Below are 20606 nucleotides of genomic sequence, written 5' to 3' on the forward strand. Positions count from 1 at the left end.
CTCTACCAGCCCCGCCCCACCGTGCGGTGGCGCTTCTACGGCCGCGGCTTCTACCGGCACCCGAAGACCGCCAACTACAAGATGACCGGCCCGGTGACCGTGACCTACCGCCTCCGCGAGACGCCGATGGGCACCAATGGCGAGGAGTTCCTCGACGCGGGGAAGAACCCGCCCGATGGCGCCATCATCCACTACTACCTTAAGGAGGAGCCCGCGGACGAGGTGACCCTGAGTATCCTGGACGAGCAGGGCAAGGTGATCCGGACATTCTCCAGCAAGAGCGAAGAGCCGCCCCGCGTGCCAGTCCAGGCCGGCATGAACCGTTTCGTCTGGGACCTGCGGCACGAGGGTGCCACCAAGCTGGAAGGGCCAGCCAAGCGGGATCGCTTCGAGCAGGCACTGGAGATCGCCGTCCGCCCCCGGGCGCTGCCTGGCCGCTACCAGGTACAGCTTAAAGTTGGCGAGACCGTGTTGGCGCAACCATTCGAGGTCGTGAGGGATCCGCGGCTGCCAGCCAGCGACGAGGATCTGCGGGCACAGTTCGAGCTCAAAGTGGCCATCCGTGACCGGATCAGCGAGGTGCACGACGCGGTCAACCGGATCCGCCGGTTGCGCAAGCAGGTAGAGGAGTGGGAAGAACGCGCGAAGGCGGCCGGCAAGAGCGACGCGATCGCTGAGGCGGCGAAAGCGTTCAAGGAGAAGCTAGAGACGCTGGAGCGCGAGCTCGTCCAGGTCGACTCCGACAAGCCGCAACCCGGGCCGGCCCGCGTGCGCGAGAAGCTGATCGCTCTCAGCTCGATGATCGATGAGTCGGACGACCGCCCGACTAAAGGTGCTCACGAGGTGTACGAGCTGCTAGCTGGCCAGGTGGGCGAACTCCTGGTGCGATTGCGCCAGGTACTGGAGGAGGAGCAGCGGCAGTTCAGCGAGCGGCTGGCACAAGCCGGCGTGCCCGCGCTGGCCTGAGCGCCCGGCTCCCCTGCCGGGCTCCAGCGCCCAGCCTGCTGGCGGCAAGCTACTCGCGAGTGGGGGTAGGGGCGAATGATCATTCGCCCCTACCCTCTCTCTCCCGCTGGTGCCGCGAACGATGCCCGCTCGGCAGCAGTTCCCCGGCCGTGAGGAGGCGGAGACGCAGGGCACGCGTTGTCGATCTTCGGCGAGCACGCCAGGATGCGTTCGGTGCCGCCCGGCGTTACAATGCAGCGCGAGGCTGCGACGAAGGAGGGAGTGAGAATGGAAGCGACCACCATGCTGATCGGCCGGTCGATCCCTCGCATGGACTCGCCGCAGAAGGTGCGGGGCCAGACGCGCTACACCGATGATCTCCACGTGCCCGGCATGCTCCACGCCCGGCTGGTCACCGCCCCGTACGCCCACGCCCGCATCCTCGGCGTGGAGACCAGCCAGGCGGTCTCGCTGCCCGGCGTCGTGGCCGTGATCACCGGGCGCGACCTGTTCCCGGAAGGCCCGGAGCCGGCCGAGCGCGCCCGGCACATGCTCGCCCGGGACAAGGTCATCTACTACGGGCAGCCGGTCGCCGTAGTGGTGGCCGAGACTGCCGAGGCCGCCGCGGACGCGGTGGAGGCGGTACGGATCGACTACGAGCCGCTGCCGGCTGTGGTCGACCCCGTCGCGGCCATGCGGCCCGATGCGCCGGTCATCCGGCCGAAGGAACTCGAGGGCGAGTGGGCCGAGGCCGGCATGCATGCCACGGTCGCGGGAGGAGAGGAGCTGGACGTCGCTCGGCTGCCAGCCAACATCACCAACGCGGCGCGCTTCCGCCGGGGAGATGTCGAGCGCGGCTTCGCCGAGGCCGACGTGGTGATCGAGCGCACCTACCGCACCCCGTTCGTCCACCAGTCGTACCTAGAGCCGCACGCGGCGCTGGCCGTCCCCGACCCGACCGGCGGGCTGACGATCTACACCTGCACCCAGGGACAGTTCTACGCGCGCAATGTCACCGCCAGCACGCTGGGCCTACACCCCGAGCAGGTCACGCTGGTCCCGATGGAGGTCGGCGGCGGCTTCGGCGGCAAGACCGTGCTGCTCGAGCCGCTGGCCGGCGCGCTGGCACTGCGGACCGGCCGGCCGGTCAAGCTCGCCCTGACCCGGATGGAAGAGTTCCTGCTCGCAACCCCGGCACCCGGCGCGGTCATCGAGCTGAAGACCGGCGCCCGCAAGGACGGCACGATCACTGCCATCAAAGCACGAGTGATCTTCGACTCCGGTGCCTACCCCGGAGCGCCGGTCAACATCGCGCTCCTGCTGCTCGGCGGCTACTACCGTTGCGAGAACCTCGACCTCGAAGGCTACGAGGTGCTCACCAACAAGCCCGGCGTCGGCGCGTACCGCGCGCCCGGCGCGCCGCAAGCCACCTTCGCCATCGAGCAGCAGGTGGACGAGATGGCCCGCGCGCTCGGCTGGGACCCGCTCGAGTTCCGGCTCCGCAACGCCTCGGAGACCGGCGATCCCCAGCCGAACGGCGTCCCCTGGCCCCAGATCGGCCTGCGGACGGTACTGGAGCGAATGCGCGAGCACCCGATCTGGCGCAACCGCTCGAGCGATCCCAACGAGGGCTACGGCGTGGCGATCGGCGGCTGGCCCGGCGGCGTCGAGCCCTGCGCCGCCAACGTGCGGCTCAACATCGACGGGACGCTGAGCGTGACGCTCGGCTCGGTGGACATCACCGGAACCAACACGGTCATGGCGATGATCGCCGCTGAGGTGCTGAGCCAGCCGGTGGAACGTATCCGAGTGGTGACCGCTCCCTCCAATTTGGCTCCCTATGCCGGCATGAGCGGCGGCAGCAAGGTGACCTACACGATGGGTCTGGCCGTACAGGCGGCAGCCGAAGACGCCCGCCGCCAGCTCTTGGAGATCGCCTCGGCCGAGCTGGAAGCGGCGCCGGAGGATCTGGAGCTCGTCGACGGCGCGGTGCGGGTGCGCGGCGTGCCCGACCGTAGCATCACGCTGGAGCGAATCGCCGGGATCAGCATGACCTTCGGCGGCAAGTACGCGCCGGTCTACGGCAGCGGCCGGGCGGTGATCACGCAGCAGTCGCCGGGGTTCAACGGGCAGATCGCGCACGTGCGGGTCGATCCGGACACAGGCGAGGTCGAGCTGCTGGAGCTCGTGGCGATCCAGGACGTCGGCCGGGCCCTCAATCCGGCGCTGGTCACCGGCCAGGTCCAGGGCGGCGCGGCGCAGGGCGTGGGCTGGGCACTGCACGAGGGCATGATCTACGACGACAATGGGCAGCCGCTGAACCCCACTTTGATGGACTACGACCTTCCCAAGGCGACTCACCTGCCACCGATCCAGGTCGAGCTCGTGGAACTGCTGTCCGAGGTCGGGCCGTTTGGAGCGAAGGGCGTCGGGGAACCACCGGTGATCCCGACTGCCGCGGCTATCGCCAACGCCATCGCCGACGCGGCCGGCGTGCGGCTGACCGAGCTGCCGATGACCCCCGCTCGCGTCCTGGAGGCACTGCGGCAGCGCACGTAGTCGGCGGCTGGTGAGCGACCAGACACGGCTCACAGTGCCCAGGCAAGCGAACGCGGGCGCTCGTATCCCGGGCGCCCGCGGGCGTCTCGCCATGCCGCCCGCGATCGGTATGGCGGCAAATCTTCGAACAAAATTGCTCATCCCGATCAGGACGACCGGCCGGCCGCATTCAACTCGATGGTATTCTAGGTATGGTCAGGACCTAGTGGTATCAGGTGAGGGAAAATCGGCGATGCCTAGAGAGCGCGCGCCCGCGCCGGGCTGGGACGCCGAGCTGTACGATCGAGCCGCCGCCTTCGTCTGGCAGCACGGGAGCGACCTCGTCGACCTGCTGGCACCCCGGCCGGGCGAGCGCATCCTCGACCTCGGCTGCGGCACCGGTCACCTGACCGCCGAGCTGGCCGCACGCGGAGCCAGGGTCGTCGGGATGGACAACGACCCTGCCATGATCGAGCGGGCGCGACAGAGCTACCCCGCGCTCGTGTTCGTCCACGGCGACGCGGCCAGCTTTCGCTTCGCCGAGCCCTTCGATGCCGTCTTTTCCAACGCCGCCCTCCACTGGGTCACCAGGGCAGCGGACGCGGCCGCCTGCATTGCTGCAGCGCTCAGGCCGGGCGGTCGCTTCGTCGCCGAGCTCGGCGGCAAGGGCAACGTCCAGGCCATCACGAGCGCGCTCCTGGCGGCCCTCGCCGAGGCTGGCTATCCCCTCCCCGAGGAGCGCTTCCCCTGGTACTTCCCGAGCATCGGCGAGTACGCCGCGCTGCTCGAGGCACACGGGCTGGAGCCGGTCTACGCCGCGCTCTTCGACCGCCCCACCCGGCTGGAGGGCGGCGAGGCGGGCCTTCGCACCTGGCTGGCGCTGTTCGCGGGGCGGTTCTTCGAGGCTGTGCTAGCCGAGCAGCGGGTCGAGATCGTCCGCCTGCTGGAGGAGCGGCTGCGACCGCAGCTCTCCCACGACGGCGCCTGGTTCGCCGACTACCGCCGCCTCCGCATCGTGGCCGTGAAACGCACCCGCGTGTAGCCGGCAGTACGATCTTCCCCTTGCCAGCTCCAGGCAACTCCGGTATAGAGAGAGCCGAGCGACGAGAAGGTAAGCTGCCCGGCATCCTCTTCGCCCGAATCGGGACACCCTTGCTCGGGAGATGCGCGGCCATGGTGGCAACACCGGATACCCTCCTCGAGGCACTGACGCCGGAGCAGCGGGAAGTTGTCCTCCACGAGAGGGGACCGTTGCTGGTGATCGCCGGCCCCGGCGCGGGCAAGACCGAGGTGATGCTGCGGCGTGCCGCCTATCTGGTCTGCGAGCGCGGGGTCGAGCCGGAAGCCCTGCTCCTCACCACCTTCACCCGCAAGGCGGCCGAAGAGCTGCGACTGCGGCTGGCGCGCTTCCTCGGCCGCAATGTCGAGCGCGTCTTCATCTCGACCATCCACGGGTTCTGCCAATGGGTGCTCGAGAACTACCCACAGGTCCATCCCTACGGGCGCTACTTCCAAGTGCTCGATGAGGACGCCCAGTACCTGCTGATCCTGAGCCATCTCGAGAACCTGGGGCTCGGTCGCGGGAAGGGCAGGGTCGGCGATCATGTCGAGGCTGCGATCGCCGCTTTCAACGCCTACAGCGAGGAGTGCGTCGATCCAGCCCGGCTACTCGAGATTCTCCGGACCAGCGGTGCCGGCGACGAGGAGATCGCCATGGCCGAGGCCTATCGCCGCTACCTCGCGCTGCTCGTCGCCGAGCGAGCGATCGACTTCGGCGGATTACAGCGCGAGGCGTATCGGGTACTCCGCGAGGATGCGGCAGTACGGGAAGCGGTCCAGCGCCGCTTCCGTTACCTCATCGTCGACGAGCACCAGGACACCAACCCGATCCAGGACCGGATCCTCGGCCTGGTCGCCGCGCCCGAGTACAACCTCTGCGTGGTCGGTGACGACGACCAGAGCATCTACCGCTTCCGGGGTGCCACCGTCCGCAACTTCCTCGACTTCCCAGCCACCTACCCGAACACCCGGACGATCGTGCTCAGTCGCAACTTTCGCTCCACGGCCCCTATCGTCGAGCTCACCGGCCGGCTGATCGCCCACAATCCGGTCCGCTACCGCAAGGCTCTGGTGGCCCACCGGGGCACGGGACCGGAGATCCTGCTGCTAACGGCGGAGGATGTGGACGACGAGGGCGAGCGGCTGGCCGATCTCATCGATGACCTGCGCCGGTCACAGGTGATCCGTGGCTGGCGCGATGTCGCGGTGCTCTTCACCAGCGTGCGGTACTTCGCCGGCCCGCTGCTCGCTGCCCTAGCCCGGCGCCGCATCCCCTGCGAGGTCACCGGCGATGGCGGTTTCTTCGACCGGCCGGACGTCCGGCAGCTCAAAGACCTCGTCATCGCGCTCGGCTGGCCATCCTACTGGCGAACCACCATGCTCCATGGCCCGGTGCTGGGGCTGGCGCCAGAGACACTGACTATCTTGGAGCAGTACGAGGGCAACCTGTGGGAGCTCGACGAGGCCGGCATGTACACCCTCGGCATCGTCGATGAGCGAGACCGCCGGGTGCTGGCGCAGATGATCGCCCTCCACCGCCGCGTGCAGGCGAAGGAGTACGCCAGCATTACCGGCCTCGTCCACGAGATCCTGGCGATCACGGGCTATCTGGCCAATCGCCTCCGGGCCGGAGACGACGCCGCGGTACTCAACGTGGCCCAGTTCACTAGGCTCGCGACCAACTTCGATCGCCATGGCCGCTCGTGCTCCACCTTCCACTTCGGCGAGTACCTCTGGAGCCTGCCGGAGCGCTCGCTCGACGAGCGCCGGCCACCGCTGGACGACGCCGTCCAGGTGATGACCATACACCAGTCCAAGGGGTTGGAGTTCCCGGTCGTGATCGTCCCCTCGGTCGTCGAGGGCCGTCTGCCCAAGCACGCCAGGCACGGGACGGTCACCTATCGCGTTCCGGACGAGCTTGCCCCGCTGGTAATGCCGCCGGAAATCGCCACGCGGCGTCAGCCGGCGGAGGACGATCCCCACCTCGCTGACCAGCGCCGGCTCTTCTATGTCGCGATGACCCGCGCCCGTGATCTGGTGATCCTCAGCGTCCCGGAACGCATCCGGAAGCAGCGGTGCAAGCCCTCCCGCTTTCTTGCCGAGATGGGCCTGGAGCTGAAAGAGCTCCCGATCCCGTCCTACCGCATCGACGGCTCGGAGCGGCGAGCGCCCGGCACACCACGAGCACACCTCACTTTCTCCGCCATCAACGCCTACCTGACCTGCCCGCTTCGCTACCGGCTGCTCTACGAGGACGGGCTGAGCGTACCCACCTGGTACTTCGTTCAGTTCGGCACCAGCCTGCACCGCACATTGGAAGCGATCCACCGGCGGGCGCTCGCGGGCGAGCCGGTTGACGAGGGGGCCGCGCTCGCGCTCTTCGAAGTGTGCTGGATACCCTTCGGCCCGCGCTCGGTAGAAGCCGAACAGCGGCTCAAGGAGACCGGGCGCGGCTACATCGCTCGCTACGTGCGCGAGCACGCGGCCAGCTTCCCGCGCGTTCGCCGCGCCGAGTTGACCTTCAACTTCGACGCCGGGGATGCCCTCCTGAGCGGGCGAGTCGACCTCGTCCGCGAGGCAGAGGGTGGCGGGCTGGAGATCGTCGACTTCAAGACCCGGGCGCACGGCGGCCTGGAAATCACCAACGCTCGGCTCCAGGTAGAGCTGTACGCGCTCGCCTGCGAGAACCTGCTCGATGACGAGGTGCGACGACTCACCGTCCATCTGTTGGCCGATGGCGAGACGCTGGATTTCCCCTGGGACCCGCAGGCGAGGCAGCACGTTCGCGACACTCTGGACAAGGTGATCGCCGGGATCGCCAACCGGCAATTCGCGCCCAGCCCGGGGCCGCACTGCCAGGTCTGTGATTTCCGGCGACTCTGCCCGTACGGCACACGAGCGGCACTTCCGGACCGAGCGGAGACATAGGCATGGCGCGCGTTCGCAACCTCGACTACCGTGGGTTCTATGAGCTGCTGCGCGACGATCTCGCCGGCTACCGAGGCGAGTTCGACGAGGTGGTGCTCCTAGCGCCGGACTATTTCCGGCTGCTCACCAACCTGCTAGAGGACGCCCGGGTACCCCGCCAGGCGCGGCTCCAGATCGCCGCCGCGCTCGCCTACTTCGTCGCGCCCTACGACGTCGAGCCGGAGGAGGTGTACGGCCCGCTCGGTTACCTGGACGACCTCTTCGTCTGTACACACGTGGTGCGGGAGCTGCGCGCCATGCTGCCGACTGAAGTACTCGAAGCCGCCTGGGAGGCCGAGTTCGACCTCGAGGCGACGACCGACGCCGTCTATGAGCGGACGAAACAACGGCTGGGCGAGCGTGCCGCTGGGGCGCTCGCCTACGTCGGCCTGAGCTAACCCCGCGCCGAGCGGGCACGCGCACGGCGGCAACCCAGGCGCGCCATGGAGGCCGATTGCGTTCGCTCTCGCCGCCCAGCTCTGCCCTGACAGTCGCGGGGTCGAATCCGGCTCGCTCCGGCGGAGCGGCCCCCTTTCAGGGAGCTCAACAGGATGAGCCCGGCGCTCCAGCGCCGGGCGGCGCGGCCCCCTCGGGCCAGGCCCTGGCGGCGCGGGCGCTACCAGACCTCTACGGCCATGACCACCTCCTCGTCGCCATCGACCTGCTGGTACCAGACGGTGTGCGGGTCGACCCAGACTGGATAGGACGCGGTCACGCCCTCCGGGCTCAGCGGCACGCGCCGGCGCCCATCGGCCGAGAGCAGCTCGACCCGCCCGCGCAGCCCGGCGACCAGCCAGCGACTGTCCGGCGACCAGTCGAGCCCGTCGCCCGGCTTCCCCCGCGCGATCTCGAGCTGCCGGCTCGCGTCCGCGACCGGCACGACGACTAGCGTGTCGAATGCGCCGGACGCTGGGTCGGAACGGGTATAGTGCCGCAGCCGGTAGGCGAGCCGGGTGCCGTCCGGGCTGAGCGCGAGCTCCCGCAGGTGGATGCCAGCTTCCCGGCCGCGCGCGTCGATCGTCATCGCCGGCTCGGCGGCAAGCTGGCCATCGGCCGTGACCGCCACGCACCAGAGGGTCACTCGTCGAGGCAGGCCAGCCTCCCAGTCTTCAGGCGCGGCGTAGAGCAATGTCCCGCGGTCGAGCCAGAGCGCGACCGGACGCGCCTCGCCCAGCGGCGACCCGGCAGGCCAGTCGCTCTCGATCGGGACTCGTCGGGTGCGGCCATCGGCCGTCGCGATCCAGAGCTCGACCGTGCCTGCCTGGTCGTCTACCGTGAAGAAGGCGACGGCGAGGCCACCCGGCGCGACGAGCGGGCGGGCGTAGCGCCGATGGGGCTGGCCGTCGATCTCGATCGGGTCGAAGACACGCAAGTCATAGCTCGTCCAGCTCCGGATCGATTCGACGCCGAAGACGATCCCGGCAGACGAACCTACCCGCTGGCCAGGCGCGTTCCGGAGTACTCCCGCAAGGACAGGCTGTCTTGGCACCCACGAGGGGTCTCCAATTCGCTGCCCCAGCGCTCGGCCCACTTCAGCGGTGCGGTGCCAGACGACCACCCCTTGGCCCATACGGTCGTCCACCAGGAGGACACGTTCGCCGTCAGCACTGGCGCTGCTTCCGGCGCTGAGCCGGAGCCCTGAGGGCAAGCCAGTCACCGGGGACGGCACGCTCACCGCTCCCTGCAGAACCGCGACTGTCGCCGGATCCTGGAAGGCACCGGGCGGTAGCCAGGAGAGTACCTCGACAAACCCGGTGAATGAACCAGGCATGACCATCACTGGCGCCCGCGAACCGTCGGGCCTCGTGACCATGAGCGCCACCCAGGGAAGTGTGTCCTCGCCGCCGGCCCGCTCGCCCTGGATGAACAGCGACAGCTCCTCCGCGAGCAGCAACGACCCGTCTCCCGTCCAGGTGAACTGCACTGATTCCAGATGGTGCCCCGGTGTGGCGAGCTGCCGCGCTTTCCCACCGTCAGCGCCGACCCGCCAGACGCTCCGGACAGGCTCGCCGAACGGATCTTCCGCGACGGCCAGATAGACCAATGTCTGCCCGTCGGGCGAGACGGCGAGAGGGAGAAGCCAGTTCCCCGGCTCCGCCGGCACGATGGTCTGCAACCGTCCCTGACGATCCAGGGCGACGATCTCGACCTGCTGCGGGAGGTCNCGGAGACGCCGGAGGAGGAGGACGAAGCTCCCGATCCGACACCCAGCCGAGGTAGAGACGGCTGCTGTCCGGCGCCCAGACCGGGTGACCCCATACCCGATGCCGGACAACCGCGAGTGGCAGGCCGAGGCCACCCGGCTCCACGGGGCAGAGGATCACCGTTGAGCCAGGCCAGGTGTCAGGCGAGCTGTGGACGATAGCTAGGAGCGAACCGTCCGGAGAGGGATGCGCCTCGTAGATCGCCCTGCGCGACAGCACCCGCTGGCGACCGGTATACACGTCGAGACTGAAGAGATCTCCCCGGCCGCCCGTGGTGCACTGGGTTCCGGGCGCGTCCTCAGACGGCGCTGGCGCCGCCCCCACCAGGAGCGTGGAGCGATCGAGCCAACCGAAGAGATAGTGCACCCTTCCTTCGTCCTGCCACAGCCAGGTGCGCACGAGGCTCCCATCGAGCCGAAACACGCTGATACGGAGTCCAGCCCGGTCGGCATCCCATCGCGCGACCAGTTGCCGGTCAGGCGAGATCCGGTAGTGCGACCAATACGCGCTCGGGGAGGCCTCGAGCACCGTTCGCTGTCGCCCGGTCGCGAGATCCAGCGCTACGAGACCGAAGTCGCCACTGCGCATCAGGAGCCAGCCCTCGACGACCGGCGTCGTGGTGCCTGTGAGGGGTACCGGCGCGCGCCTCTCGGAGCCCAGGGAATCCCAGGCGATGCCCCCGGCGGCGAGCAGCGCCACGAGGAGCGCGGTCAGGCCTAGGAGGAGCGCGGCGGGTGACGTAAGCCAGCGCTCGACTCGCGAGGGACGGCACGGGCCTGGCGTCAGCGCGGCCTGGAAGGCGTCGATGGACGCGACCAGTCCCTCGTCGACCTGCCGCCTAGCCTGGAGGGCATCGCGGCACCGGGCGCACTCCTGCCCATGTCGCAGGAGCGCAAGCCGCTCCTCGGGTTCGAGGGCGCGGTCGCGGTAGCGCGCGGCGAGGGCAGCGTACTCCTTGCAGGCAGGCGGCAGGCCGGGCCGAATCGCCTGCCGGGCCCGATCGAGAGCGAGCCCGACCTCCTCTGGGTCGAGACCGAGCGCGCGGGAGAGCTCGGCGCCGTCCAGGTCGAGCCCCAGGTGCAACGCGAGAGCCAGCGCCGCGCGAGCCGGGAGAGCTTCCTGTGCCCCGAGGGGAGGATAGCCCGGCCCGCTGTCACGACGCCGGACCAGCGCGCCGCGCCAGCGGGCCAGCCCCCGGCGGAGCAAGCTCGACCTGGCGACCCGCCGGAGAGCCTCGTCACGGCTCCGCGCGCCGGCCGCGAGCGCGGCTACGCGATCGGCCTCCTCGCTCTCGAAGAGCAGGCGCAGCGCCGCCCGCAGGCGATCGGCATCGCCTGGAGGCATCGCGTCCCGCCGGTCGCCTGCTAGTGGTGCGCTGAGTCGCCGCTTCCAGAGCCCCATCGCCGACCGTCGCTGCCGAGGAACCGCCTTCTCTCGTACATACCCGGGTATTCGCGGAGAGGTTCCGCTGGCCGTCTTGTGCTATCGGCCGTCCGGTGAGCAGGCGCGGCTGGAGCCTCCGCGCGCGATCCTGGCTGCCCGAGCCGATCCTCGTCCTGCCTGCTACTGCGCGAGCACCCACGGACTGAAGCAGACTGGCAGTCACTCGGCGCCGTGAGTTGCGTGCCCCTGAACCTCGACGACCGCCAGCAGCCCCGTGGTATCCGGGCTGATCTGCCAGGACGGGCCCCGGCGCGCGGTGACCGACGCGATGGGCTCCACACCACGCGCAGCGACCGAGTCACCGGCGTTCGAGCAACGCGCCGCGAGCGAGCCGGCGATGGCCAGAACCACGACCAGGACAACGACGCCGACAGCCCGGGCCATTGGTATGGTTGCCCGGCTCAAGCCGGAGACGGGTTCGAGCGGGCCAGGCGGGAGAACCCGCTGCAGCTCGTCGACGCGCGCGCGGAGCTCCTCGTCGATCCACCGGCGCGACTCGATTGCAGCCCGGCAGCGGGCGCAACCACGCGCGTGGCGCACCAGCTTCGCAGCGTCGACGTTATCCAGCGTGTCGTCTCCGTAGCGGCCAAGCGTGCCCGCGTATTCCGGGCAGGAGGGCGCCAGCGCGGGATAGGCCGCCCTCCTCGCCTGATCCAGCAACAGCCCCACCTGCTCTGGGGCAACCTGCAGCACGTCGGCGAGCAGGGCTGCTCCAGTTCCCAGGCCAACGTGCAGGGCAAGCGCCAATGCCGCGCGTGCCGGTGCCCGGGTCTGTGGCCCCAGCGGAGGGGCTTCCGGTTCCACCTCATCGCGCTGCCTTGCGCTCCTCGTCAACTGGAAGACGGTGTACCGTGAACCGAGCGCGCGCGCAACCCGCCTCAGCGCCTCGAGGTCGCTCGGCGCGCCCAAAGCGTGCGCTGCTACGACGTCTGCATCCGGATCGGCGAGGAGAAGCCGCAGCGCGGCGCGGAGTCGATCGAGGCCATTGGGGACGTCTGGCTCTCGTTGAGCATCTGGTAGCGGCATCCGCGGGGTCGGCCCCGCTCCCCAGTCTCTCACTACTGGCGATCCCACCAATGCTTCCCTACCCCATCACCTGTTTATATCGACCGCGCGAGCAAAAAGGCAACCTTGCGGCCCGCTCGGCGCTCGCCCGAGCAAGCCGCAGAGTGCGGCTTTAGTTCGACCGCAGAGCCAGACCCGTCAGGGTAAGAGACGGATCCGCACTGGCCGAGATCCGGTCACGCGCGCAGCCGCTCGGCTGCCAGCAGCCAGATGGCCGCGGCGAAGCAGATCCCGTCCAGGTAGTGCCGCACGGTGATGAACTCGTTCGGAGCGTGCCCGCGCCAGGCCGGCGGCCCGATGCCGGTCTGCACGCCCGGGATGCCCAGCCGGTTGGCCAGCCAGGTCGCTTCCCGGCCCGAGGCATCTCCTGTCGGGAGGAGGCGTGGCTCGCGCCCGTACACCTGGCGGGCCGCTTCGACCGTGACGTCCACGATCGGCGCGTCCGGCGGGGTGCGCGAAGGTTCGATGCTGCCACCCAGCACTCGCATCTCCACGTCGGCAAACCCGTGCCGGTCGAGATGCTGTCGTAGCAGCCGGGCGATCTCCTCGGGATCCTGATCGCAGACGAGACGGAAGTCCAGGTTGACGGTCGCCGTCGCTGGTAGGACTGTCTTGGATCCCTCGCCGGCGTAGCCGGCGCTGAACCCGGCGATGTTGCAGGTAGGCGAATACAGTAGCCGCTCCAGCGCATCGATTCCCTGGAGATCGTCGATGAACCGCTCCACCCCGAGCGCCCGCCGCTGCGCCTCGTCGTCCCAGCCGGCTCGCTCCAGCAGCGCCCGCTCCGCCTCTGTCGGCGGCCGCACCCGGTCGTAGAAGCCCTCGATCTGCACCCGCTCATCTGGTGTCTTCATGGTGGCCAGGGCCCAAACGAGCCGCCAGGCCGGGTTCGGCACCAGCCGCGCGCGGGCGGAGTGGAGGTCGTGCGCCGCGCCCCGCGCCCGGAGCTGGACGAACAGCAGCCCGCTGGTTCCCAGGCTGATCCGCGGGATATCGCCCGCGTCGAAGCCGCCGTCGAACGCCATAGCCGCGTCGGCCTGGAGCCGCGCCCTCAGCCGCTCGACGGCCGCTGGCAGGCTGGGGCTGCCGCTCTCCTCCTCGCCGTCGAACAGGAAGGTCAGGAGAACCGGCAGCCCGCCCGTCGCCCGTAGCGCCCCTACGGCCTGGAGCAGCGCCATCAGGTTGCCCTTGGCGTCGGTCGTGCCGCGGCCCACGATCCGGTCACCGACCCGCCGGGCCTCGAACGGCGGGTACTCCCAGGCATCCAGCGGGTCTGGCGGCTGCACATCGTAGTGGCAGTAGACCAGGAGCGCTGGGGCATCCTCCCGTTCGGCTCGTGCCCGCCCCAGCACGAGCGGCTGGCCGTCAGTCTCGACCACCTCCGCCTCGATACCCAGGCCGGCCATGATCTCGACCAGCAAGCGGGCGCACTCGGCTACGCCCTCGCCGGTGGCAGAGACTGAGGGCTGGCGCACCACCCGCTGGAGATCAGCGATCATGGCCTCCGCGTGGTCGTCGACGTAGCGGCGGACCCCCTCGAGCCGGTCCATCGCCCCTCCCTCCCTGTAGATCCGGCTCATCGCGGTATTACCTCGCTACCTCGAGCTCGACGCCTGGCGGCAAGTGCCGGCGGAGCTCCTCGACAGCCTGCTCCGGGTCGACGTCGTTGGGCAACCGCAGCGTCAGCCGGACAGTGCGCTCGGCCGGGAGGCGCTCAGCCACCTCGCGCAGATCCTGGCGCAGGGTGAGCACATGGTAAGCCAGCAGAAGCCCGGCGACGATCACCACGCCGAGCGCGACGCTGATGTCCGAGATAAGGCTCGCGCCGCCGGTAATCCCCAACACCCAACCCAGGAACCGGTAGAGCACGACCGCCAGGCTGCCTAGCAGCCCCACGATGGTCGCCGCCAGCACGATATAGAGATAGGCCCGACGGCTCAGGCTAGCCCGCTCGGCAACGGGATCCGCAGCCATTCGCCGCAGCGCGGCGTACCAGTACCAGAGCCAGGCCAGCCCGCCGACTAGCGTCACGGCAGCGTAGCCGCTTATCTCGTCCCGCCACAAGTCCGGCGGCAGAACCGCTACCCGGTTGCCGCCGAGCAGCAGATCGAACAGCAGCCCGAGCAGCAGCGCCAGCCCAGCACTCGCGAAGGCCAGTCCAGCCAGCGCCGAGAGGTAGCCGATCAGCCGGCCGACCGAGACGCGCCAGCCTGCCTCTGGGATGCTCTCGGCCTCGTGGTGGATCTGCCGCCGGTGGTAGAGCCAGAGCAGGGTCACCGGCAGCATCTGTGCCGGTGGCTCGACGATGTCACGCAGCCGCTGGCTCGTGTCGCCGACACCTACCCCAAGCGCCCAGCGGAACAGCTCCGCTAGGCTCACAGCCAGCGCCCCCAGCGTCAGCGCCACACCAGCGAACACGCCCAGGTACAGGTAGACCCAGCGCAGCAGCGAGCGCCGCTCGTGCTCGCCCCGCCAGTCCTGCTGCCCGCGCAGGCCTAGCGAGTAGCCCCAGTGCAGGCTCCAGACCACGAACCCACCGAGCAACTGAGCCGCTCCCTGCGCCAGAGTCCTCCTCAAGTCACCCGCGACCACCTCGCCGACGCCGAAGAGCGCGTCGACCAGCGCCTGGATGAGCTGGCTCGCGCCGACCAGCAGCGTGACTAAGCCAAAGGCAGCGCCCACGTAGAGGTAGAGCCGGGGCAACCAGTCAGCTCCGCCCGACAACGTTCCAACACGGCGGTCACGCAGGACGATCCAGGCGTGATAGATCCAAGTCCCACCGAGCACGAGCAGCATGGCGAGCTGGCCGATGATGGACTCGGCCACCGGCTGCGCCGTGAACGGTTCGGACACATCGAGGATGGCGGCAAACGCCCGCTGCAGCAGATCCAGCGCGGCATTCGCCCAAAATAGAAAGGCCACCAGGAGGAGAAGCGCGAGATAGAGCCCTCGGATCAGCGAGCGCCGCTCGACCTCGGCCTCGGCGCGCGTGGGCGTTAGCAGCCGCTCGGTCAGCCACCAGTGCAGCAGCCAGATCGGCAGGGCGACAGCCGTCAGCGCGCTGTAGAGGCTCAACTCACGCCGCACTGCATCCGGCGGCTGGACGATCACCTGAGAGCCAGTCAGCGCCTCCCAGATCACTTGAAGACCGAGTTCCAGCAGGTTGACCAGCCCGGTCGCCAGCACGGCCAGGCTCACGCCCGCAACGAAGTAGAGGTAGAGCCGCCGGGCAACCAGCATCGCCGCCTCCTCACCGGTGAAGCCGCACCGCTCAGAGATAGACGAGCGGCTCGTCCACCTTCCAGCTCCCATCCTCCAGCACCAGGTCGACGGTGCGCGTGTAGGAATACCGCTCGCCGGAAGGGAACGGCGGGAAACCCGGGCCGGAGCTGGCGAACCGGTCGATGGTCAAGGTCAGCGTCGCGTGGGTGTCCCGGCGCTCTACCTGAGTGATCCGCACCCGAGCATCGCGTAGCGAATCCCGGGCATATCGGATCTCCTGGCGAAAGCTGTACCCGCCCGCTTGTTTCTCCTGCCGCTCGATCTCTTCGCGCGCGCTCCGCGAGAGCAGCGCGTAGACACGGTCAGCATCGCCCGCCTCGAGCGCAGCGAGGTAGTCGACGAGTGCCGCTTCCGGCGAGCCAGGTGGATAGCTCGGCTGCTGCTCCTGTTCCAGAGCCAGCACCGCCACCACCGCGACGACGATGAGCAGCGCGATCACTCCCCCGATAGCGAGAACTACCCGGGCTGGCTGGCTCACGGCACCTGGCTCTCCTGCTCACCAGATCCGCACATCTGGAGTATCCGGCGAAGAGGCCGACCGGTCAAGGGAGAATCCGTGAATGCCCGGGCAAATCCGGGTGTCCCAGCCACCCAACCCCGCTGGTTACGGGAGCCGCTCGCCGGTCGCTCCCGTCCCGTCCGTCCGAGCCACCCGTACACGGCCGACGCGATACTGCTCCATCGTGAGCACCTGGCAGCGTAGCGGGCCGATCTGCACGGTCTCACCGGGTTCTGGGAAACGCCCCAGGCGCTCGACGATCAGCCCACCGACCGAGTCTGCCTCGTGTGGCCCGAGTGCGTCCTCTTCGAGGTCGAACCAGTCGAGCAGGTCGTAGATGCCCACCCGGCCATCGACCTCGACTTCCCCGCTGTCGAGCCGGCGCAGCGGCTCGTAGTCGCGATCGAACTCGTCCCTGATCTCTCCGACCAGCTCCTCGATGAGATCCTCCAGCGTGACCAGTCCGGCCACGCCGCCGAACTCATCGATCACGATGGCCATGCGCGTGTGCCGGGCACGCAGCTCTTCGAGCAGCTCACCGGCCCGCTTCGTCTCCGGCACGAAATAGGCCGGCCGCGCGAACTGCCGGCATGGTTGCGAGCGTGCCGCTGGGTCGCTCCAGGCGACCCGGAAAGCGTCCTTGACGTGCAAGATACCGACGATGTGGTCGAGATCGCCCTCATAGACTGGAAGACGGGAAAAGCCAGTGGCGAAGAAGCGCTCGATGGCAACCTCCAGCGGCAGGTCAGCCGGCAGGGCTTCCATGTCCACCCGCGGCACCATGACGCTGCGCACGACCGTCTCGCGCAGCTCGAACGCCTCCTCTACCATGTCCGCCTCGCTCGCGCTGACCTGGCCTTCATCCTCGGCCTCTTCGAGCAGCGTCAGCAGCTCTTCCCGCGTGATAGCCGGCAGCGTCGCTCGTGCCGGCTGGCCCAAGGCCCGCAGGATCAGGTTCGTCGTTCCGGTCAGGATCACCACCACCGGATGTGCGAGCGCAGCCAGCAGCTCGATCGGGCGAGCGACCAGCAGGGCGAGGCGTCCCGCATGCTGCACCGCCACTGTCTTCGGCACCAGCTCTCCCACGACGATGCTCAGGAACGAGAGCGCGGTGGTGACCAGCACCAGCGCGAGGCCGGTGAGCTGTGCCTCCCCCAGCGGCAGTGACAGCTCGCTCAGCCCTGCGGCCACCACGCGCACCAGGGTGACCGCGCCGATCGCCGAGGTGAAGAAACCAGCCAGGGTGATCCCTACCTGGACAGTCGAGAGCATGCGGGCAGGGTCCTCGACCAGCCGGAGGACGCGCTCGGCGGCCACGCTGCCCTCCTCGGCCCAGGCGCGGAGCTGCGAGCGCCGGGCGGAAACGAGGGCGATCTCCGAAGCCGCAAGAAACGCGTTGAAGCCGATCAGTACGCCGATGAGCACCAGCTCGGTGAGCAGCGCCATGTGGACTCCTGACACGTGAACCGCCCGCGACGTCTGCAATTCTGTCAAATTCAGCACGAAGAGGGAGCCGCCGCTCGCGCGCGGATGCTCCACAGCGATCCAGTCCTCGCGCTGGGAGCGGATACTCCCCACTTGGTGGAGCGACCTTCTCCGCCTACGCCGCAGCTACGGGCCTAGGGTCTGCGGGGCGTATAACCATTCGCCCCCGCAGCATGGTCATGCGAGGGGCTTCGCCTGTGCGTGGTTGCATTCACGCCGCCTGCCGCTCGCGCCGAGCAGCCGGCGCCTCGCTAGGCCGTCCTCGTACCGTGCCCGCGCACTTCGACTCCCGCCAGCCGCTCGACCGGCTTGAAGAGGGCCACCATGTCCTCCTCGCCGAAGCCGGCCGCCCGCGCCTCCTTGAAGACTTCCTGGGCCAGCGCGCCGAGCAGCAGCCGGGTATCCAGCTCCTTGCCCACCTCGTGGATCAGCCCCAGATCCTTCAGGATGAGGTTCACCGGCGTGCCCGGCTGGAACTGACGCTCCATCACCAGCGGCAGCGCCCGCTCCAGCATCCGGCTGCCGCCGAAGCTGGTCTTGATGACGTCCAGCAGCACCTGCGGATCCGCCCCCGCCTTGACCCCGAAGACGATCGCCTCCGCCACCCCTGCCATGTTGATCGCCACCAGGAGCTGGTTCACCAGCTTGACGACGCTACCGGCGCCGGACGGCCCGACGTGGTGGATGTTCTTGCCCAGCGCCTGGAAGACCGGCATGGCCTGTTCCACGACCTCGGCATCGCCGCCGACCATGATGGTCAGCGTCGCCGACTCGGCCCCAGCCGGCCCTCCGCTCACCGGCGCATCGAGGAAGCCAGCGCCGCGCTCCTTCGCCGCCTCGTAGAGCCGCCGGCTCAGGCCCGGGCTCACCGTCGAGGTGTCGATCAGCACCTGCCCCGATCGCGCCGCGCCGATGAGGCCGTGCTCGCCCAGGTAGACCTCTTCGACCGAGGCGGGGGTGGGTAGCGAGGTCACCACGACGTCCGCCTGCTGAGCCACTTCGGCCGGCGACCAGGCAGCCACGGCGCCCTCTCGCGCGAGCTCGTCCACTGGGCCTCGGCTCCGGTTATGTACAACGACCGTGAAGCCGGCCTTGAGCAGGTTCCGCGTCATCGGCTTGCCCATCTTGCCCAGGCCGATTACCCCCACGCGCATCTTCGCCTCCTTTCGTCGCTGCTATGATCGCTCCACCGGTTCTCACTGCACTCGTCCCGGCGGCAGGCGATCGACAGTGGAGCAACACTCTGCTGGACGACAGGATATCGAACCACACCTCGCGCCCAGCGTCGCACACGGCGGGAGGCCCGGCAACCAGGAACGCCCGCAGACCGTCGGACCCGGCTCACGCCGAACTCGCAGCGCCACGCTAGGGCAGGTAATCGAGCGGGTCGGCCCACACCCCGTGGTCGAGCACTGCGAAGTGCAGGTGCGGCCCGGTCGAGGCACCGGTGCTTCCCATCGGCCCCAGATAGTCGCCCTGGTTCACCCACTGGCCGACCGATACGGCGGGCTGGCCGGCCATATGCCCGTACCAGGTGACCAGCCCGTTGCCGTGATCGATCGCGACCGCATAGCCGTAGCCCACCGTGCTCCAGCCCGCGAAGATGACCTGCCCACCATCGGCGGCGACGACCGGCGTCCCCATCCCGTTGGCGATATCGAGCCCCTGATGAAAGTGCGCATAACCCTGGTACGCGGGCTCCATCCAGAAGTCGGTCGGCCCGAAGTACTGGGTGATGGTTCCCACGGCCGGCCAGATGAAGAAGCCGGTGGCCGCCCCCCCAGGCGTGCTCCCCTGATCCGAAGCGGCGCCGGCGGGCGCCTGCGCGGCCACCACGACCGGTGGTGGCGGGGACGGCGGCTTCCCGCCGGGGATCATCACCTGCTGGCCGACCCGGAGCTGGCCATTGTTCCCGAGCCCGTTCATCGGGTAGTCGCGGATAACCTGAGGATCGACGCCGTACTTCTCAGCGAGCGATTCGACAGTGTCTCCCTCCTGCACCGTGATCATGACGCCGTCGGTCGGCAAGATCGCCAGGTGCTGGCCGGGGAAGATCAGGTCCCCGTCGGGCAAGCTGTTGGCCCAGACGATCGTCTCCGGATGCAGGCCGAAGTACTGCGCGATCGTGGCCAGCGTGTCACCCTCGCGCACGGTATAGAGGAGCACGTGGTCGCGCGCCGGGAGCGTGCCGCCAGGGACCATCAGCAGCCGGTAGGGTACCAGGTCGGCGTCGCTCTGCACCTGATTGGGCTCGTAGCCGGTGATCGCGCTGACGTCGACCTGGTAGCGCGCGGCGATGCTCTCCAGCGTATCGCCGTCATGCACGACGTGGAGCATCCCGTCCACCGGGGGTACGCGGATCGGTGTGCCGGCCGGCAGCGGCTGCAAGGGGTCGGTCATCCCGTTCGCCCAGAGGAGCGTTTCGACGCTGCGCCGGGTCTCGCGGGCGAGGTCAGCAATCGTCTGGCCGGCTTCGGAGTTGACGATCTGGATCGAGAGGCTCCGCGGCGATACCGCGCTGCCGAAGTCGCGCAGGTAGCCAGCCAGCGGATCGAAGCCTCCTGTCCCACCGCTGGCAGGAACTGCCGGAGCCAGGAGTACCTGGAGATCACCGAGCTGGCCCCTCGACGCTGCGCTCGACGGCGCTGCCGGCTGCCGCGGCGCGGTGGGCAGAACGGTAAAGTGCTGGCCAGCCACGATGAGCACGGCGAAGAGCACCAGCAGCGCATGGCCAGGGACCCGCGCGAGCCGGGGACGGAAGGGCCGCCGCGCGGTGAAGCGTGAGGCAGCGCGCGACCAGGCGAAGCCGTTGGAGCGCGGAGTGGCTGTAATCGGTCCTGTCTGGCTGCCGCCCAGTCTACGGCTGCCACTCCCCGCCTTCGCTCCCGCCAGAGACTGCCGCCGGGTGTGCCCATTGGGCGAACGCCCGGGCGTCCAGACTTCCCGCGCGGGAACTTCATCCGCCCCGGTCAACTGTTGGCCGTTCAGTGTCTGGCCGTCATCGGGGACGATCTCACCGGGGCGATCGCCCGTTTCGGCTGGTCGCCAGCCGAAGATCGGCTCTTGCCGGTCCGCTCCCTCTCGCGCGTGCTGATTCACTCGGCGTCCCCCTCAGCGCG

Annotated in this window: 13 protein-coding genes; 5 read left to right on the forward strand and 8 right to left on the reverse strand. The window is 69.2% G+C overall.

Going from position 1 to position 20606, the window contains the following annotated elements; translation table 11 throughout:
* The 5 genes from NET02_RS15655 to NET02_RS15675 all read left to right on the forward strand — a co-directional run.
* On the forward strand, positions 1-966 hold a 966-nt coding region (locus tag NET02_RS15655), incomplete at its 5' end, for a T9SS type B sorting domain-containing protein (RefSeq protein ID WP_488624071.1).
* Positions 967-1233: 267 nt separating this feature from the next.
* Entirely contained in the window at positions 1234-3504 is a 2271-nt protein-coding gene (locus NET02_RS15660; RefSeq protein WP_284058370.1) for a xanthine dehydrogenase family protein molybdopterin-binding subunit, read from the forward strand.
* Positions 3505-3736: 232 nt separating this feature from the next.
* Positions 3737-4525: a class I SAM-dependent methyltransferase gene (locus NET02_RS15665; protein WP_284058371.1), complete on the forward strand. Its 789-nt coding sequence runs from the start codon at positions 3737-3739 to the stop codon at positions 4523-4525.
* A 131-nt stretch (positions 4526-4656) separates the two neighbouring features.
* Positions 4657-7470 (forward strand): ATP-dependent helicase, encoded by a 2814-nt coding sequence (locus NET02_RS15670; RefSeq protein WP_284058372.1) that lies wholly within the window; start codon positions 4657-4659, stop codon positions 7468-7470.
* A gap of 2 nt (positions 7471-7472) precedes the next feature.
* On the forward strand, positions 7473-7907 hold the full coding sequence (locus NET02_RS15675; protein WP_284058373.1) for a YkvA family protein: 435 nt from the start codon (positions 7473-7475) through the stop codon (positions 7905-7907).
* A 218-nt stretch (positions 7908-8125) separates the two neighbouring features.
* Here the strand turns inward: NET02_RS15675 and NET02_RS15680 are convergent, their stop codons facing one another.
* From NET02_RS15680 to NET02_RS15715, 8 genes are all read right to left on the reverse strand, one after another.
* The gene (locus NET02_RS15680) at positions 8126-9625 is read right to left on the reverse strand and encodes a hypothetical protein (RefSeq protein ID WP_284058374.1); all 1500 of its coding nucleotides are present in this window, start codon (positions 9623-9625) and stop codon (positions 8126-8128) included.
* Between the two features lie 1690 nt (positions 9626-11315).
* A complete protein-coding gene (locus tag NET02_RS15685; RefSeq protein WP_284058375.1) occupies positions 11316-12182 on the reverse strand; it encodes a hypothetical protein in 867 nt (288 codons plus the stop codon).
* Positions 12183-12397: 215 nt separating this feature from the next.
* Entirely contained in the window at positions 12398-13771 is a 1374-nt protein-coding gene (locus NET02_RS15690) for a M20/M25/M40 family metallo-hydrolase (RefSeq protein WP_284058376.1), read from the reverse strand.
* Positions 13772-13808: 37 nt separating this feature from the next.
* Positions 13809-15461, reverse strand: a complete 1653-nt coding sequence (locus NET02_RS15695; protein ID WP_284058377.1) for a DUF5671 domain-containing protein — start codon at positions 15459-15461, stop codon at positions 13809-13811.
* A gap of 31 nt (positions 15462-15492) precedes the next feature.
* The gene (locus NET02_RS15700) at positions 15493-15981 is read right to left on the reverse strand and encodes an Rv0361 family membrane protein (protein ID WP_284058378.1); all 489 of its coding nucleotides are present in this window, start codon (positions 15979-15981) and stop codon (positions 15493-15495) included.
* Between the two features lie 126 nt (positions 15982-16107).
* On the reverse strand, positions 16108-17448 hold the full coding sequence (locus tag NET02_RS15705) for a hemolysin family protein (protein WP_284058379.1): 1341 nt from the start codon (positions 17446-17448) through the stop codon (positions 16108-16110).
* A 290-nt stretch (positions 17449-17738) separates the two neighbouring features.
* Positions 17739-18641 (reverse strand): NAD(P)-dependent oxidoreductase, encoded by a 903-nt coding sequence (locus tag NET02_RS15710; RefSeq protein WP_284058380.1) that lies wholly within the window; start codon positions 18639-18641, stop codon positions 17739-17741.
* 211 nt (positions 18642-18852) lie between these two features.
* Entirely contained in the window at positions 18853-20586 is a 1734-nt protein-coding gene (locus tag NET02_RS15715; RefSeq protein ID WP_284058381.1) for a LysM peptidoglycan-binding domain-containing M23 family metallopeptidase, read from the reverse strand.
* Positions 20587-20606: the final 20 nt, after the last annotated feature.

Source organism: Thermalbibacter longus (assembly GCF_023806485.1).
Taxonomy (GTDB): domain Bacteria; phylum Chloroflexota; class Chloroflexia; order Thermomicrobiales; family Thermomicrobiaceae; genus Thermalbibacter; species Thermalbibacter longus.